This window comes from Pleomorphomonas carboxyditropha, from assembly GCF_002770725.1.
GTDB classification, from domain to species: domain Bacteria; phylum Pseudomonadota; class Alphaproteobacteria; order Rhizobiales; family Pleomorphomonadaceae; genus Pleomorphomonas; species Pleomorphomonas carboxyditropha.
In genome coordinates this window covers 96,159-113,340 of record NZ_NQVN01000001.1, presented here as the reverse complement: position 1 = coordinate 113,340, position 17,182 = coordinate 96,159, and the positions used below count along the sequence as shown (strand labels likewise).

Genomic DNA, 17,182 nt, shown 5'->3' with positions numbered 1-17,182 from the left:
TTGGGGTGGGGTGTTACCTGTCAGTAACGGGTCAAACGTTACAGGTCGGTAACATGGGCGTCAAGGCGCCTTGGCATGATGGGAAATGACGAATTGGTGAGCGAGTGCGTGAAACGGCCGCGCGACCGGATCATCGACACGGCGCAGCTCCTGTTCCGCAAGCACGGCATTCGCGGCGTCGGCGTCGACGCCATCGCCGAAGAGGCCGGCACCAACAAGATGACGCTCTACCGCCATTTCGGCTCCAAGGACGAGCTGATCGCCGAATGCCTGCGCGACACCGCGAGCGGCGTCGAACCCTTCTGGCGGGATCTTGAGGCCGCCCATCCCGGCGACGGCATGGCGCAACTGCACGAATGGGTGCGCGCCGTCGCCTCCTACGCCAGCATGGAAGGCGGCGGCTGCGATCTCCTCACCGCCGCCTTCGAGCTGCCGGAGCCCGACCACCCGGCGCGGCTGGTGGTGGAGGCCTTCAAGCACGAGCAGCGCAACCGGCTGGCGGCGCTCTGCCGCGCCGCCGGCATCGTCGAGGCGGAACGGCTGGCCGACGCACTCGGCCTGCTCTTGGAAGGGGCGCGGGTCAACCGCCGCACCGTCGGCCCGGACGGCGCCTCGGCCAATTTCGTGACGATCGCCGAAGCGGTGATCGCCTCCTTCAGCGCCGCCGCCGGCGCCCAGGCCGCCCGGGACTAGCGGACGACGGCCAAACGCCCGTAACCGGCCGGCCTTGCCCGCCTTGTGGCGCGATCGCCCTTTCCCAACGAAAGCGGCCGGTCCCATCCGGAACCGGCCGCACGTCTTTTCGAAACGGCGCGTCCGTCAGTCGATCTTCACCGCGATGAAGCGCAGGTCGCCGCCGGCGTTGGAGACCAGAAGCAGCACCGACTTGCGGCCCATGCCCTTCTGCTTGTCGACGGTCTTGGCGACGTCCTCGGGCGACAGCACCTCCTCCTGCGCCACCTCGACGATCAGGTCGCCGGCCGCGATGCCCTTTTCGGCCGCCGCGCTGGCCGGATCGACGGCGCTGACCAGGACGCCCTTCACCTCGGCGTTGAAGTGGTACTTTTCGCGGGCGCCGTCGTCGAGCGCGCCGAGCGTCAGGCCGAGGATCTTCGTCTGATCCTTCGGCGGCTCGGCCTTGGGCTCGTCGCCCTTCGCCGCGGCGACCTTCTCGCCCTCGTCGAGGCGGCCGAGCTTGACGGGAAGCGTCAGCTCCTTGCCCTTGCGGATCAGCGTGATCGACACTTCCTTGCCCACCGCCGTGTTGGCGACGAGGCGCGGCAGCTCGCGCATGGTCTTGATGGCGTGCCCGTCGAAGGCGACGATGACGTCGCCCGGCTCCACCTTGGCCACCGCCGCCGGCCCGCCCTCGGTGACGCCGGCCACCAGGGCGCCCTGCGGGCTGGCGATGCCGAGGCTTTCCGCCAGATCGTCGGTCACCTCCTGGATGTTGACGCCGAGCCAGCCGCGATGGGTCTCGCCGAACTCGCGCAACTGGTCGACGACGCCGACGGCGATCTCCGAGGGAATGGCGAAGCCGATGCCGATCGAGCCGCCCGACGGCGAGATGATGGCGGTGTTGATGCCGATCACCTCGCCCACCTCGTTGAACAGCGGACCGCCGGAGTTGCCGCGGTTGATGGCCGCGTCGGTCTGGATGTAGTTGTCGTAGGGGCCGGAATTGATGTCGCGGTTGCGCGCCGAGATGATGCCGGTGGTCACCGTGCCGCCGAGGCCGAACGGGTTGCCGATCGCCATCACCCAGTCGCCGACGCGCATGTGCTCGCTGTCGCCGAACTTGACGGCGGTGAGCGGCTTGTCCGGCTTGACGCGCAGCACCGCGAGGTCGGTCTTGGCGTCGTGGCCGACCAGTTCGGCCTTCAGCTTGGTGCCGTCGGAGAAGTTGGCGACGATCTCGTCGGCATCCTCGATCACGTGGTTGTTGGTGATGATGATGCCGGAGGGATCGATGACGAAGCCGGAGCCGAGCGACTGCACCTTGCGCGGATCGCTGCCCTCGTCGCCGCCGCCCTCGTCGCCGCCGTTATCGCCGTTGTCGGCGCCGTCGCCGTTGCCGCCGTTGCCGCCGTCCTTGCCGTTCTTGTCGAAGAATTCGTCGAAGAAGTCCTGGAAGGGCGAGCCTTCCGGCACCTGCGGCAGCGGCACCTGCCGCGTCTCGGCCACCGTCTGGGTGGTCGAGATATTGACCACCGCGCCGATCAGCTTCTCGGCGAGATCGGCGACCGAATCCGGTCCCTGCTCGGCGGCGGCCGGCCCGGCGCCCGTAAGGGCAAGCGCCGCCGCGAGCGTCAGTGCCGCAAGGCCCGGTCCGCGTCGCCATCCGGCGCCCGGCACTGTCCTGATCCATGAGACCATAGAGGTCTTCCTCCCCTGGAGCGCCGACCCGAGAACGACGGACGTCTCGGGCAACGCGGACGCTAAACCAAAAGCCGGAGCAAAGGCCGATAGGTCCTTGCTCCGGAAGGCGCGGCCAAGCGGCCTGCCCACGCATTCGGCGGAGTCATAATCCGTTTCACGGATGGAGACAAACCCCGCCCGTTCGGCAAGATCACCCGCCGCGCACCGCCCAGATGACGGCGACGCCCACCGCCATGGCGGCGATGCCGCCGGTCCTGAGCCAGACGTCGGAGGCTTCCAGCATCTGGCGGATGCCCTTGCGCATCAGTGAAGGGGCTGCCGCGTAGAGCAGCCCCTCGAGGACGGCCATCAGGCCGACGGCGACCAGGAAGTCGTTCAAGGCGACCTCACGGCTGGACCGCGGCGGCCGGCGTCGACACCTCGGGCAGCGACCCGGTCGGTCCGCGGAAATAGCGGAAGAACTCCGAGTCCGGCTTCAGCAGCATGGTGGTGCCGCTGGCCAGCGACGACGCGTAGGCCTGCATCGAGCGGTAGAACTCGAAGAAGCTCCGGTCGGCGCCGTAGGCTTCCGCGAAGATGCGGTTGCGTTCGGCATCGCCCTCGCCGTGCAGGATGTCGGCGTCGCGCCGCGCTTCGGCCAGAAGCACCGTCGCCTGACGGTCGGCCTCGGCGCGGATGCGGGCCGCCTCCTGCGTGCCTTCGGCGCGCAGCTCGGCCGCCTCGGCGAGACGCTCGGACCGCATGCGGTCGTAGGTCTGCTCGAGAACGTTGTTCGGCAGCTCGGTGCGGCGGATCCTGAGCTCGACGATGTCGATGCCGAGGTTGGCCGCCTCCGGACGGACGAACTCCGCCACTTCGCGCATCATCGCCCCGCGCTCCTCGGAGAGCGCGTCGCCGAACGAACGCGTGCCGTAGACGCGGCGCAACGCCGAATCGAGGCGGGTCCGGATGCGCGTCTCGGCCACCGCCATGTTGCCGGTGACGCTTTCGCGGAACGCCCTGCCGTTGACGATGCGGTAGGCCGCGAAGGCGTCCACCACATACTGGCGGCTGTCGCGCACCTGCACGACGTTGTTGTCGATCTCGATGGTGTTGAGGCGCCTGTCGATGATCTGCACGCTGTCGACGGCGTTGGTCGGCAGCTTGAAATAGATGCCGGGCTCGGTGATCACCCTCTGGATCTCGCCGAAGCGCAACTGGATGGCCTGATCGCGTTCGGTGACGATGAACGTCGACGAATAGACGATCAGCGCGATGACCGCGATGGCGATCAGGACGAAGGGCAAGGCGATCGTGCGCATCACTGGGCGGCTCCCGTGCTGGAGGGGGTCGTCGGACGCCCGATTTCGGGCAGCGGCAGGTAGGGCAGCACGCCCTGGGTGGAACCGCTGTCGAGGATCACCTTGTTGGTCCTGGAGAACACGCTCTCCATGGTCTCGAGATAGAGGCGCTCGCGCGTGATGTCGGGCGCCTTGACGTATTGCTGGTAGACCGAGGTGAAGCGCTGCGCGCCACCGGTCGCCTCGGCGATCACCTGGTCGCGGTAGCCGAGCGCCGCCTCGCGGATCTGCGATGCCTCGCCGCGCGCCTCGCCGAGCCGCTTGTTGGCGTAGGCCTGGGCGTCCTGCTTGAACTTGTCCTGGTCCTGCTGGGCGCGCTGCACCTCGCCGAAGGCGTCCTGCACCTCGAGCGGCGGGTCGGCGCGGGTGACGTTGACGGCGGTGATCGACACGCCGGCGTCATAGGCGTCGAGCGTCTGCTGGATGCGCTCGCGCACCGCCGTCTGGGCCGCCTCGCGGCCGGTGGTGCGGAACTCGTCGGCGCGGGTGCGGCCGACCACTTCGCGCATCACCGATTCCGACACCTTGCGGACGATGTCCGGCTGGTCGCCGACGCGGAACAGATACTTGACCGGGTCGGAAATGCGCCAGAGCACCGAGAACTCGACGCTGACGAGGTTCTGGTCGCCCGACAGCATGATCGAGTCGGTGCCGGCCGTCGCCCCGCCGCCGAGCACTTCCTGGTTTTCCTTGAGGAGAGCCGGCGTCTCGACCTGCTCGATCGGCCAGAAGGCGAAATGGATGCCCGGCTCGTTGAGCTCCGGCTTGACCTTGCCGAAGAACAGCTCGACGCCCACCTCGTCCGGCTGGACGACGTAGATGCTCTGGTAGAGCCAGAAGCCGACGGCGGCGATGGCGATCAACGGCAGCGCCGTCATCAGGCCGGTGGGCTCGCCCGGTCCGGGCCGGCCGCCGCCGGGAAGCAGACGCCGGATCTTGTCCTGTCCGCGCCGGAGCAACTCCTCGAGATCGGGGGGCTCGTTACCGCCGCCGCCCTGCGGTCCCCGGGGCGGCTGCCCCCACGGTCCATTGCCGCCGCCTTTCCAGCCGCCGCCACCACTCTGATTGCTCCAGGGCATATGGATACCTTCCTCCGAATATGAAAATCTGGAGCGTTTTCACATCGGTCGGGCGATGCCGCCCAACCGGAAACCGCTCCGGCTTCGTCTGGTGCGGCGATCATAGGAGGCGAGACCCCTGTCATCAATGCGCATACAGATCAAACGCCATTTGGGGTGCGAGGGCCCGCCGATCAACCATCCGTGACCGATTCTTTTGGCGCGGATCAGCGGCGCCGCAGCCAGGTCTCGAACGTGGCGTCGGCGCTGTCGCGCTCGCCGCGCGCCATCGGCTCGGCGGCGTCCAGCACCCAGACCGCCGGATCGATCGGCGGAAAGCGGGTGTCGCCCTCCGGCGAGGCGGCGACGCGGGTGACGTAGAGCCGGTCGGCGCGACCGATGGTGGCCGCGTAGAGCACGCCGCCGCCGGCCACCACGAAGGACGCAACGCCCTTCGCCTCGGCGCTCGCCCCTGCCGTCTCCAGCGCCGCGTCGAGGTCGGAGAGCACGCTGACGCCGTCGGGCGCGAACGCCGGATCGCGCGACACGACGATGGTCTCCCGCCCCGGCAGCGGCCGGCCGATCGCCTCGAAGGTCCTGCGCCCCATCACCATCGGCTTGCCGAGCGTCAGCGCCTTGAAATGCCTGAGATCGGTCGGCAGGCGCCAGGGCATGTCGCCGTCGCGGCCGATGATGCCGTTCTCCGCCATGGCGACGACGATGTCGAGAAGCGGTCGGCTCATGGGCACTCCTTCGCCAGCTTCTCGATCGCCTCGCGCGTCATGCGCACCGGCAGCCAACTGTCGTTGAGCGGCGCGCCCATCGCCGCGTAGAAGCCGATGGCCGACTTGTTCCAGTCGAGCACCGTCCATTCGAAGCGGCCGAGCCCCTCGTCGACGCAGCGCCGGGCGAGCCGGGCCAGCAATGCCTTGCCGACGCCCTGGCCGCGTGCCGTCGGATCGACGAAGATATCCTCGAGATAGAGCCCGTGCCGGCCGAGGAAGGTCGAGAAGGAATAGAACCAGACGGCGATGCCGGCCGGCTTGTCGCCGATGAAGCCGAGCTCGCAGAAGACGCGCGGATTGTCCGAGAAGAAGGCGGCCGCGTAGTCCTCCGGCGTCGCCACCATCTTCTCGGACAGGTTCTCGTAGGCGGCGAGCGAACGCACGAAGCCGACGATGACCTCGACGTCGCCGGGCGTGGCGGCGCGGGTGGTCGGCTTCGGGCGGCGATGGCGGCCGGGACGGTCGGACGGCGGGCTCATGGCGCGGTCTCCGTCACGCCGCCGGGCGGCAGGCCGACGTCGGAGCTCGGCAACTCCTTCAGTTTGGCGCCGGGCCGGGCGGGCGCCGCGCCGTCTTCGAGGATTTTTCCGATGGCGTCGAGCGGATCGGCGGTCTTTTCCGCCCGCGCCTTCTGGGCGGCCAGGAGCGCCGCCGCCTTGGCCTTCTCGGCGAGCGCCGCCGCGGCGGCCCGTTCGCGCGCCTCCAGCATCAGGCGGTTGCGGCGGTCGAGCGCCTCGCGGTCGCGCAGCACCTGGCGCGACAGCAGTTCGCGCTCGAGGATGTCGGCCTGCATGGTCAGCACGCGCTGCGTCTCCTTCTCGAGCGCGCGGATGCCGAGGTATGAGGCGAAGGCGGTGACGTCGATGCGGCGCGACGGATTGGCGACCGGCCCCTTGAACAGCACCGACACCTGCGGCACGCCGCCGGCGGCCGCCGCGTCGCCGGCATCGAGCGAAAGCCGCCATTCGCTGTCGACGGTGGCGCGGGCGATGTCCACCGTCGCCGAGCCGGTGGTGGCGCCGTCCTTGCCCGAGACGACGATGTTCGGCGCCCGGAACGTGCCGCCGGCCAGCGTGAAGGCGGCGTCGAGCCGGTCGAAGGCGAGATCGCCCATGTCGACATTATCGGTGAAGGCCTGGCGGATGCGGTCCTCGCTAAGCTCCTTGCCGGCGTCGGCCAGCCGGATCACCTGGTCGAAGGCCCGCGTCGTCATGTGGGCGAGCCGGCCCTTCTGAACCGAGAAGCTGCCGCCGCCGGTCAGCGACGACATCCAGCCGGCCAGCGTCCGGCCGGTGGCGTTGATCTGGGTGTCGATGCTGAAGGCGCCGGTCACCATCGGCCGGTCGTCGCGCCGCCAGGCGAATTCCTCGGCCGCCGCGCCATCGAGGCGCAAGGTGCCGGAAACGCCTGCCGTGCCGTCGAGATCGCGCTTGATCATCAGGTCGCCGGACAGCTTGCCGCCGGCCAGCGTCGCCGAGATGCCGTCGAGCCCGGTGCCCGAGGCGTTGCTGGCCAGCGACAGCGACACGCCCTTGGCCGGCGGTCCGCCCTCGATGTCGAGCCGGTCGAACTTCAGGGCGAGATCGGTGTCGAAGCCGTCGATCAGCGCCGCGCCGAACGGCGCCTCCGGCCAGGGATTGCGGCTCTGGACGATCGGGAAATCGAACACCGCCGGCCCGAGTATGGCCTCGCCGAGGCCGGCGAGCGAGCCCTCGTCGAACGACAGGCTGCCGGTCACCTTCGGCACGTTGGGGGCGAAATCGATGGCGATGTCGCCGGCCGTCGGCACCTCGTCGAGCTTGCCCTCGATGCGGTTGACCAGGACCTTGCGGTTGCCGATGGAGAGATGGGCGGCGACGTCGGCCGGCGTCGAGCCGATGACGCCCTGGACGATGTTGCCCGTGAGCACCAGGAGCGAGCCGACGTCCGGCGACTTCAGGTCGAGGTCGAGCTCGGCGCTCGGCGCGGCGCCGCGCGTCAGCGTCGCCGAGCCGTTGAGCGTCACCTCGGTCGGCCCCATGGCGCCGCGCAGCACCACGGCGAGGCCGTCCTTCGACTTGCCCATGGCCGACAGCGTCAGGCTGCCGGCGCCCGGCCGGCCGACCTCCGGCACGGCAAGGCCGAACTGGCGCATCAGCTCGGCGCCGTCGGGACCGGTGAGGCTGACGTCGGTGGAGATGTCGGCGGCGTCCCAGGCGTCGATCCGCCCCTTGAAGGCGAGCTCGCCGCGAATGTTGGTGGAGGCGGCCGAGCCGTTCAGGTCCACCCGGATATCGGTGCCCTCGCCCGACGCCCTGGCCTGCACAGTGCCTTCCAGGCTGGCCGGCCCGAGATGGGGGGCGGCGTCGCGCAGGAAGGCGGCGGCCGGCGTGTCGGGGACGAGCGCGCGGGCGAGATCGGCGATGCCGTCCAGCTTTTCCGCCGAGACCCGCATCTGGATCGAGCCGTCGGGCGTCGTCGTCACGTCGCGGATGGTGCCGGCGGCGGTGACGCGGGCGCCGGACAGCGAGCGGACGAACAAGCGGTCGACGTCGAGCGTCGAATCGACCAGCGAAGCCGACACGTCGAACCCTTCGGCGCGGGCGTCGCCGGCGATTAGCGATCCGATCGCCGCCTTGACCACCACGTCGGCGCCGGCGCCCTGCCCCGTGGCGAGGCCGGCGACCGTCTGCACGTCGGAAAGGCGGAGCTGGTCGGCGTCGAGCGACAGCGTCAGTCGCGGCTTGCGGCCGGCGACGCCGGGCGAAAAGTCGAGCGAACCGCTCACCCGGCCTTCGTCGAGGCGGGCGTCGACGTCCTGCAGCGCCAGCCCGTCCGCCGAGGCGGTGACCTTGGCCGACAGGCGGAAGGGATCGAGGCCGAGCTTCGGCCGGTCGGGCGCCCACCAGGCGATCAGCGTCGCCGGCTGGTCGGAGGCGAGCGTGACGTCGCCGTTGAAGCCGACGGTCGGCGCCGTGGCGAGCGCGCCGCGCGCGGTCAGCGACGACTTGCCCGGCAGCGTCGCCTCCAGCGTGTCGATGGTCCAGCCGGAGGCGGCGGTGACGAGGTCGGCCCGGAGATCGGAGACGATGTTGCCGCCGACCACCACGCCGGGAATGTCGAAGCCGATGCGGCCGGGCACGCTCGGCACCGGCAGGCCGGCGATGGTCGCGCCGAAGGCGGCGAGCGCCCCGTCGAAGGACACCGGCTTGTCCGGTCCCTCGCCGAGCGTCCGGTCGAGATCGATCTGGCGGGCCGAGAGCACCGCCTCGAAGCTCGGCACCGCCGCGAGATCCAGCGTCGCGGCGCCGGAGATGGTGAACGGCCGCTCCTCGGCGCCGTAGCGGAACTCCAGCGCCTTGGCGAGCACCGCCCGGTTGGAGACGTCGAGATCGGCGGCGAGCGACCAGGGCAAGGTCGCCTGGTCCTCCTTGGCGATGAGGCGGTCGAGCGTCGCCTTGCCGGCCCAGGTCGGCCGGTGGTTGGCGATCTTGAGCTGGCCGTCGAAATTGGCGACCACCGGATGAACCGCCGAGCGCACGTTGGCCTTGAGCGCGAAGGCGCCGTTGCCGGAGGCGGCGCCGGTCGCCGCCTTGATGGTGAAGGTGTCGCCGCCGGCCCGCGCCGTGCCTTCCACCTTGTAGGGACCGGCCAGCGCCGGCGCGTCGAGGCGGGCCTCGATGCCGTCCACCACCACCGGCCGGCTGTGCCGCGCGTCGGAGACGACGAGACGGCCGTCCTCGATGTCGACGCCCGACAGCATCACCCGGCTCGGGTTGATGCCGATGCCGCCCTCGGCGGCCATCCACTCGAAGGCGCCGTCGTCGTCGATGCGGACGTTGAGCTCGGGCTGGACCACCTGCATCTCGGTAACGTGGATTTCCCCCGACAGCAGTGGGAACAGCTCGATCTCCATGTTGAAGCGGCCGACGGTCATCAGCGGCGCGTTGGGGTCGTCGCCGATCACCACGTCGGAGAAGGACAGCGAGGGATAGGGCAGAAGGCTGGCGTCGGCCGTGCCGCGAACGGACACCTTGTGTCCCAGGACATGCGCCGCTTCCGTCTCGAAAGCGGCCCGATAGGCCGTCCAATCGACAAACAGCGGCCCGACCAGCGCCACGAGGAGCGCCAGGATGACCGTGAATCCGATACCGAAATACAGCGAATTCAGCGCTTTGGCTCCCGTTTACCCGCCCTCGGGCGATGGCGTCGCTCACCGTCCGCCGCGCCACGCCCCGACCGGCCATCGCGCCGCCGTGCAAACATCGCACCATGGCGCCACCGCCCCTTCCGGAAGACTTAGCAAATCGCGACGCCGCTGGGAAACGGGATTAAGACAGAATTGACCATTCCGCGGGCAGCCCCCTGCGGGCGATGGAATCAACCTCGCTGTTTGAGCACCGAAAGGAGGCCAAGCCAAAAGGGCTGTAGGATTAAATCGTGCTTCGTGCTATGAAAGCCGGACAGCAACCGAGGACGTTCCCCATGCGCACGACCCGATCGCTCAGCATCACGCTGCCCCACGACATGGCGGAGATGGTCCGAGCCAAAGTCAGCTCCGGCCAATATGCCACGGAGAGCGAAGTCGTCCGGGATGGCCTGCGGATTCTCGCCACCCGTGATTCCATCGTCGAGAAATGGTTGCGCGAGGAAGTCGCCGCGACATTCGACGCCGTTGAGGCCGATCCGGCCGGAACGACGGCCAGCGCCGCCGAAACATGGCGGCAGCTTCAGGCGCATATGGACGCCAAGGCGGTCGACCCGGCGTCCGGGAAATGAAATATGCCGTGCGGTTCGCGGTCGAAGCTCAGCGCGACTTTGCGGCGCTGTATGATTACCTCCTGCCGAGGGCGGGAGCACGCGTCGCGCGGGACTATGTTGCCACGATCTATGGTTATTGCCTGGGATTCGAGACTTTCCCCGAACGCGGCACGTTGCGCGACGACATCCGGCCTGGCCTCCGCCTAGCTGGATTCCGTCGCAAGGCGACGATCGCCTTCACAGTTTCCGGAGATACAGTCATCATCCTGAGGATGTTCCACGCCGGACGGGACATCGATCTGGAAGAAGCGCCGTAGACCGCCATCGCCGACTTTTGACATCCAGCGCCCGATGAGGCCTTCGGCTCCAACCCAAACCAACGGAACCCATACCGGAGCCGCTTTTTCCCGACCGGAAAATATGGCATTCGGAGTGACCCTTATGGTGATCCCCTCAAGGCCGTCATGCCGCTTGCCGTTCCGCTGTCCGCCGCCCTCCTGCTCCTGCTGCTGCCCGGCCCGACCAACGCGCTGGTCGCCGCCGCCACGGCAACGGGCGGCCTCCGCCGCCTGCCGGGTGCAATCGGCGCCGTTCTTCTCGCCTATGGGCTGGCGCTGACGCTGCTCGGCCTCGGCGCCGGCCTGCTCGCCGAGGCCGCGCCGGCCGCCGCCCCTGTCCTGAAGCTCCTGGCGGCGGCGGCGCTCGTCCTGTCGGCGGTGAAAATCTGGCGCGCCGATCCGGCGGCGGGGACAGTGGTGCCGACGCGCCGGGTGTTCCTGATCACCCTGATCAACCCCAAGGCGCTGGTGCTCGCCTTCGCCGTCCTGCCGCCCGGCCCGCCGTCGCCGGCGCTGGTGGCCGGAACGGCGGCCGCCATCGCCGTAGCGACGGCGGTCTGGGGATTTGCCGGCCTCGTCCTCGGCCGTCTCGGCCGCCGCTATGTCGGCGCCGGCGCCCTCAACCGGGCGACCGCCGGCGTGCTCGCCGCCTTCGCCGGCGCGCTGATGGTGACGACCGCTGTTGCCGCCTTCTGACAGGCTTGCATGCTGCCTAGGCTTACGTTCTAACCGGGCGTCAGAACGAGCCCCAACGGGAGACGCGCGATGTCGGCCGAGACTTCCTCCATTCCTGTCGAAGACCTCACCCAGGAGGAGGCCGCCGCCGAGCTTCAACGCCTCGCCGCCGAGATCGCCCGTCACGACCGGCTCTATCACGGCAACGACGCGCCGGAGATTTCCGACGCCGACTACGACGCGCTGCGCGCCCGCAACCGCGAGATCGAGGCGCGCTTTCCCGAACTCGTCCGCTCCGATTCGCCGTCGCTCAAGGTGGGAGCGCCGGTGTCGGAAGCCTTCTCGGAGGTCCGCCATGTCAGGCCGATGCTGTCGCTCGACAACCTGTTCAGCGAGGCCGACCTCCACGATTTCGTCAAGCAGGTCAGGAACTTCCTCGGCACCACCGAGACGCCGGTGTTCACCGCCGAACCGAAGATCGACGGCCTCTCCATGTCGCTGCGCTACGTGGATCGCCGCCTCGTCACGGCGGCGACGCGCGGCGACGGCACCGTCGGCGAGAACGTGACGGCCAACGTCCGGACGATCGCCGAGATCCCGGACGAGCTGCCACCGGGCGCGCCCGACGTGGTCGAGGTGCGCGGCGAGGTCTACATGCGCAAGGCCGACTTCGCCGCCCTCAACGAGCGGATGATGAACGACAACGGCCGGCTGTTCGCCAACCCGCGCAACGCCGCCGCCGGCTCGCTGCGCCAGCTCGACCCCAAGGTGACGGCCGGCCGGCCGCTCAGCTTCTTCGCCTATGCCTGGGGCGACCTGTCCGAGCCGCTGGCCTTGACGCAATACGACACGGTGATGCGCTTCGCCGACTGGGGATTTACCGTCAACCCGCTGATGATACGCTGCTATTCGGAAGAGGAGCTTTTCGCCCACTACCGGCTGATCGAAAGCCGGCGCGCCGACCTCGGCTACGACATCGACGGCGTGGTCTACAAGGTCGACAGTCTCGCGCTACAAGAGCGGCTCGGCTTCCGCTCGCGCTCGCCGCGCTGGGCCACCGCCCACAAGTTCCCGGCCGAGCGCGCCTCCACCACCGTCAAGGGCATCGAGATCCAGGTCGGCCGCACCGGCGCGCTGACGCCGGTCGCCAAGCTGGAGCCGGTGACGGTGGGCGGCGTCGTCGTCTCCAACGCCACGCTGCACAACGAGGACTACATCAAGGGTATCGGCCAGGACGGCGCGCCGCTGCGCGACGGCCGCGACATCCGCATCGGCGACACCGTGGTGATCCAGCGGGCCGGCGACGTCATCCCGCAGGTGGTCGACGTGCTGATCGAAAAGCGCCCTGATGACGCCGTGCCCTATGCCTTCCCGACCCTCTGCCCGCGCTGCGGCAGCCACGCCACCCGCGAGACCAACGAGAAGACCGGCAAGACCGACGCGGTGCGCCGCTGCACCGGCGGCCTGATCTGCCCGGCGCAGCAGGTGGAAAGCCTCAAGCATTTCGTGTCGCGCCACGCCTTCGACATCGAGGGCCTCGGCGACAAGCAGATCGAGTTCTTCCACGCGCTGGAGGACGAGCACCTTGCCATCCGCACACCGGTCGACATCTTCACGCTCGCCAGGCGCGAAGCCACCGGCCTCAACCGGCTCGCCAACTTCCCCGGCTTCGGCGCCACCTCGGTCAGGAACCTTTTCGAGAGCATCGAGGCGCGGCGGAAAATCGACCTGCACCGGCTGATCTTCGGCCTGGGCATCCGCCACATCGGCGAGGGCAACGCCAAGCTGCTCGCCCGCGCCTACGGCTCGTGGGATCATTTCTACGACGCCATGCGGAAGGCCGCCGCCCGCGACCCGGAGACGCTGGCCGAGCTCGACGCCATCGACGGCGTCGGCGTAGTGGTGGTCGAGGCGCTGACCGATTTCTTCGGCGAGGATCACAACCGCGCCGCCATCGACGCGTTACTCAACGAGATCACGCCGCTCGACGCCGAGGCGCCGGTCACCACCAACAGCCCGGTGGCCGGCAAGACCGTGGTCTTCACCGGCTCGCTGGAGAAGATGACGCGCGACGAGGCCAAGGCCACCGCCGAGCGGCTCGGCGCCAAGGTGGCCGGCTCGGTGTCGAAGAAGACCGACCTGGTGGTCGCCGGCCCCGGCGCCGGTTCCAAGCTGACCAAGGCGGCCGAGCTCGGCATCGAGGTGATCGACGAGGACACCTGGCTTGAACGGATCAGGGGGCTTTAGCGAGCCCCAAGAACACCGGAAGCGCAGAGTTCCAAGCTAACGCATCGTCCGCATGGAGCCCTATAGCCGCCTCGCACCCTTTTCGGCCTGAGGTCCTGTGCCTTCGCCACTGCTGTGCATTGCGGCCGCAGCGGCAAACGGGGTTTGCCTTCCGCTAGGCGTCCGGGAAAAGAATCGGTTCGTAATCCATGGCGCCGTTCAGGACGTGAAGAACGTCGACGGTATTGTCCCGGACGCGGTAAAAGATCAGGTAATTGCTGTAGACCCTCCGCCGGATGCCGGAGGCTTCCCGGCCGGGGATGAGCGGGAAAGCTTGCGGCGCTCGGCCGATCTGCACGCATTTTTCTTCCAGTTCGGCGATGAATGTGACCGCCCGGGCCGGATTGTCTTGCTGGATGTAACGGCCAATGGCGATCAGGTCGCCAAGGGCCTGATCCGTCAAGATCACTTTCACGACGGCGGGCTTTCAGTCGGAGGGCAGACCGAGCGTGGCGCGGATATGCTGAAACGCCTCCTTGAGGGGCAGGCCCCTGCCCGCATCCGCGTCCGCGATCCCGCGCGCCAGGGCGGCATCCAGCGCCTTGAGCTTTTCGTCACGCGCCATCTTTTTCCGGTAGCGCTCGCGGACAAGTTCCCGGATGTACTCGCTGTTGGACGCAAAAGCGCCTTCGTTGACCTCGGAACGGACAAACTGCTCCAGTTCGTCTGTCAGGGTGATGGTCATCTGCCCCGCTGGCTTCATGGCTCGTACTCCTCTTGTTCTACTATGGGCGGCGGCACGAGAAGTGTCAAACACTATAAACCACTATTTTGTGGTGAGCGTGGCGAGGCTCGGTTTTCGGATTCTTCGTCCTAATGTGACGCGTCATCCTGCCTGACCGTATCTCGATGGAGCGGGCGAAGGCCGGTTGTATGTTTGCCGGCAGCGCTTCCGTTGGGCGGCCCCGCCCGCGACCGCGAGATGGCGCGCCAGCGTGGTGAGGTTTCGGACGGCCGCGCAAACTTGGGCCGCAGGAGCGGGAGAAGATTGTCGAAATGGCGGACCAAGGGGGACCGCAAACACGACACTCTCGCAACCGCCGCGCCGTTGCTCTATTGTTCTCGTCATGACCGCTTCCCAGAATCACGACGACAGCGATTTCGACGCCTCCCCCTCGCTGGGCATCGCCGCCCGCGCCATGGCCGCCGCCCGTCCAGGCGCCGCCGGCGGCTACCTGCAGGGCATGAACCCCGAGCAGCGCGAGGCGGTGGAGACGCTGGATGGCCCGGTGCTGGTGCTGGCCGGCGCCGGCACCGGCAAGACGCGCGTCTTGACCACCCGCATCGCCCATATCCTGGCGACGCGCCGCGCCTTTCCCTCGCAGATCCTCGCCGTCACCTTCACCAACAAGGCGGCACGCGAGATGAAGGAGCGCGTCGGCCAGTTGGTCGGCGGCGTCGTCGAGGGCATGCCCTGGCTCGGCACCTTCCACTCGATCGGCGTCCGCATGTTGAGGAAGCACGCCGAGCTGGTCGGCCTCAAGAGCAACTTCACCATCCTCGACACCGACGACCAGATCCGCCTGATCAAGCAGTTGATCCAGGCCGATGGCATCGACGAGAAGCGCTGGCCGGCCCGCCAGTTCGCCTCGGCGCTCGACGGCTGGAAGAACAAGGGCCTGAGGCCCGCCGACATCCCCGAGGGCGAGGCGCGCGCCTATGTCAACGGCCGCGGCCGCGAGCTCTACGCCGCCTACCAGGCGCGGCTGAAGGTACTCAACGCCGTCGACTTCGGCGACCTGCTGCTCGAGGCGGTGACGCTGCTGCGTGAGAACCCGGACGTGCTGGCCGACTACCACAAGCGCTTCCGCTTCATCCTGGTCGACGAGTACCAGGACACCAACGTCGTCCAGTATCTCTGGCTGCGCCTCTTGGCCCAGGGCTCGCACAACATCTGCTGCGTCGGCGACGACGACCAGTCGATCTACGGCTGGCGAGGCGCCGAGGTCGACAACATCCTGCGCTACGAGCGCGATTTCCCCGGCGCCAAGGTGATCCGGCTCGAACGCAACTACCGCTCCACCGCCCATATCCTCGGCGCCGCCTCGCACCTGATCGCCCACAACGAGGCGCGGCTCGGCAAGACGCTGTTCACCGACCTGCCGCAGGCCGACGACGAGGACAAGGTGTTCGTCGCCTCGGCCTGGGATTCGGAGGAGGAGGCCCGCTCGATCGGCGACGAGATCGAGCGCTATCAGCGGGGCGGCACGCCGCTCAACGACATCGCCATCCTCGTGCGCGCCTCCTTCCAGATGCGCGAGTTCGAAGACCGCTTCGTCACCTCCGGCATTCCCTATCGCGTCATCGGCGGCCCGCGCTTCTACGAGCGGGCCGAGATCCGCGACGCCCTCGCCTATTTCCGCATCGTCATGCAGCCGGCCGACGACCTCGCCTTCGAGCGCATCGTCAACACGCCGCGCCGCGGCATCGGCGACACCTCCGTCCGCACGCTGCACGACTACGGCCGGGCCGAGGGGGTGCCGCTCACCGAAGCGACCCACCAGTTGGTCGCCACCGAGGAATTCAAGGGCAAGACGCGCACGGCGCTGCGCGACTTCCTCGACAGCCTCGGCCGCTGGCGCGACCTCGTTCCCGCCATGAAGCACACCGAGCTGGCCGAGCTGATCCTCGACGAGAGCGGCTACACCGCCATGTGGCAGAACGACCGCTCGGCCGATGCGCCGGGTCGCCTCGAAAACCTCAAGGAGCTGATCCGCTCCATGGACGAGTTCGAGAGCATGGAAGGCTTTCTCGAACACATCTCGCTGGTGATGGACCGTGATGCCGGCGAGCAGCTCGACGCCGTCTCGATCATGACGCTGCACTCGGCCAAGGGCCTCGAATTCGACACCGTGTTCCTGCCCGGCTGGGAGGAAGGCCTGTTCCCGCACCAGCGCGCCCTCGACGAGGGCGGTAGAGCCGGCCTCGAGGAGGAGCGCCGCCTCGCCTACGTCGGCCTGACGCGCGCGAAAAGGCATTGCCTGATCTGGTTCACCTCCAACCGCCGCATCCACGGCTCCTGGCAGTCGTCGATCCCCTCGCGCTTCCTCGACGAATTGCCGGCGGGCCACGTCGAGATCAAGGAGACCGGCAGCGCCTACGGCGGCTACGGCTCGTCCTTCGGCCGCCAGAATCCCTACGGCGCCTCGCGCTTCGACAGCGTCGAGCGCTTCCAGTCCAACTACGACACGCCCGGCTGGCAGCGCGCCCAGAAGGCCCAGAAGGCGGCCGGCTCCACCGGCCGTGGCGGCTTCTCCTCGCCGGCGCAACCGTCCTACGGCCGCGGCCAGCCCAAGCTGATCGAGGGCGAGCTGATCGCCAAGTCGGTGGTGGAAGGCGCGCCGAAATTCGCGGCCGGCGACCGGGTGTTCCACGTCAAGTTCGGCCCCGGCTCGGTCGCCGCCGTCGACGGCAACAAGGTCACCGTCGATTTCGACAAGGCCGGCCAGAAGCGGGTGGTCGACAGCTTCCTGGAGCGTGCCGGCAACTAGGGCTACAGCATCGGACCGAAAAGTGGAATCCGGTTTTCGGTAAATCCGATGCGGGAACAAAAGACTAGATCCCCATGCGTCCGCCAGGAC

At 68.6% G+C, this 17,182-nt stretch carries 15 protein-coding genes; 6 read left to right on the top strand and 9 right to left on the bottom strand.

What is annotated here, in order from left to right; translation table 11 throughout:
• Positions 1–96 precede the first annotated feature (96 nt).
• Positions 97–693 carry a TetR/AcrR family transcriptional regulator gene (locus tag CJ014_RS00495; RefSeq protein WP_425351879.1) on the top strand — a complete coding sequence of 199 codons (597 nt, stop codon included), beginning with the start codon at positions 97–99 and terminating at the stop codon, positions 691–693.
• Positions 694–819: 126 nt separating this feature from the next.
• On the opposite strand, the gene CJ014_RS00490 is transcribed toward CJ014_RS00495, so the two are convergent.
• The 7 genes from CJ014_RS00490 to CJ014_RS00460 form a co-directional block, all read right to left on the bottom strand.
• The gene (locus tag CJ014_RS00490; protein WP_100078563.1) at positions 820–2,376 is read right to left on the bottom strand and encodes a Do family serine endopeptidase; all 1,557 of its coding nucleotides are present in this window, start codon (positions 2,374–2,376) and stop codon (positions 820–822) included.
• Positions 2,377–2,569: 193 nt separating this feature from the next.
• Positions 2,570–2,758 carry a DUF2065 domain-containing protein gene (locus CJ014_RS00485; protein WP_100078562.1) on the bottom strand — a complete coding sequence of 63 codons (189 nt, stop codon included), beginning with the start codon at positions 2,756–2,758 and terminating at the stop codon, positions 2,570–2,572.
• Between the two features lie 7 nt (positions 2,759–2,765).
• The gene (gene hflC / locus CJ014_RS00480) at positions 2,766–3,680 is read right to left on the bottom strand and encodes a protease modulator HflC (RefSeq protein WP_100078561.1); all 915 of its coding nucleotides are present in this window, start codon (positions 3,678–3,680) and stop codon (positions 2,766–2,768) included.
• Entirely contained in the window at positions 3,680–4,798 is a 1,119-nt protein-coding gene (hflK, locus tag CJ014_RS00475; RefSeq protein WP_100078560.1) for an FtsH protease activity modulator HflK, read from the bottom strand. The genes hflC and hflK overlap by 1 nt, the downstream gene beginning before the upstream one ends.
• A 206-nt stretch (positions 4,799–5,004) precedes the next feature.
• Positions 5,005–5,520: a dihydrofolate reductase gene (locus tag CJ014_RS00470; protein ID WP_100078559.1), complete on the bottom strand. Its 516-nt coding sequence runs from the start codon at positions 5,518–5,520 to the stop codon at positions 5,005–5,007.
• A complete protein-coding gene (locus CJ014_RS00465; RefSeq protein WP_100078558.1) occupies positions 5,517–6,041 on the bottom strand; it encodes a GNAT family N-acetyltransferase in 525 nt (174 codons plus the stop codon). The genes CJ014_RS00470 and CJ014_RS00465 overlap by 4 nt, the downstream gene beginning before the upstream one ends.
• On the bottom strand, positions 6,038–9,691 hold the full coding sequence (locus tag CJ014_RS00460; RefSeq protein WP_280952318.1) for an AsmA family protein: 3,654 nt from the start codon (positions 9,689–9,691) through the stop codon (positions 6,038–6,040). Before CJ014_RS00460 ends, CJ014_RS00465 begins: the two co-directional genes overlap by 4 nt.
• Positions 9,692–10,026: 335 nt before the next feature.
• On the opposite strand from CJ014_RS00460, the gene CJ014_RS00455 reads away from it, so the two are divergent.
• From CJ014_RS00455 to ligA, 4 genes are all read left to right on the top strand, one after another.
• On the top strand, positions 10,027–10,320 hold the full coding sequence (locus tag CJ014_RS00455; RefSeq protein WP_100078556.1) for a type II toxin-antitoxin system ParD family antitoxin: 294 nt from the start codon (positions 10,027–10,029) through the stop codon (positions 10,318–10,320).
• Positions 10,317–10,619, top strand: coding sequence for a type II toxin-antitoxin system RelE/ParE family toxin (locus CJ014_RS00450; protein ID WP_100078555.1), 303 nt, complete (start codon positions 10,317–10,319; stop codon positions 10,617–10,619). The genes CJ014_RS00455 and CJ014_RS00450 overlap by 4 nt, the downstream gene beginning before the upstream one ends.
• A gap of 147 nt (positions 10,620–10,766) precedes the next feature.
• Positions 10,767–11,336 carry a hypothetical protein gene (locus CJ014_RS00445; protein ID WP_100078554.1) on the top strand — a complete coding sequence of 190 codons (570 nt, stop codon included), beginning with the start codon at positions 10,767–10,769 and terminating at the stop codon, positions 11,334–11,336.
• 69 nt (positions 11,337–11,405) lie between these two features.
• Positions 11,406–13,562: an NAD-dependent DNA ligase LigA gene (ligA, locus tag CJ014_RS00440; RefSeq protein ID WP_100078553.1), complete on the top strand. Its 2,157-nt coding sequence runs from the start codon at positions 11,406–11,408 to the stop codon at positions 13,560–13,562.
• A gap of 154 nt (positions 13,563–13,716) precedes the next feature.
• Here the strand turns inward: ligA and CJ014_RS00435 are convergent, their stop codons facing one another.
• Both CJ014_RS00435 and CJ014_RS00430 read right to left on the bottom strand, forming a co-directional pair.
• Positions 13,717–14,010 carry a type II toxin-antitoxin system RelE/ParE family toxin gene (locus CJ014_RS00435; protein WP_342588516.1) on the bottom strand — a complete coding sequence of 98 codons (294 nt, stop codon included), beginning with the start codon at positions 14,008–14,010 and terminating at the stop codon, positions 13,717–13,719.
• Between the two features lie 18 nt (positions 14,011–14,028).
• On the bottom strand, positions 14,029–14,286 hold the full coding sequence (locus CJ014_RS00430) for a type II toxin-antitoxin system ParD family antitoxin (RefSeq protein ID WP_207765635.1): 258 nt from the start codon (positions 14,284–14,286) through the stop codon (positions 14,029–14,031).
• 382 nt (positions 14,287–14,668) lie between these two features.
• On the opposite strand from CJ014_RS00430, the gene CJ014_RS00425 reads away from it, so the two are divergent.
• A complete protein-coding gene (locus CJ014_RS00425) occupies positions 14,669–17,092 on the top strand; it encodes an ATP-dependent helicase (RefSeq protein ID WP_100078550.1) in 2,424 nt (807 codons plus the stop codon).
• Positions 17,093–17,182 lie beyond the last annotated feature (90 nt).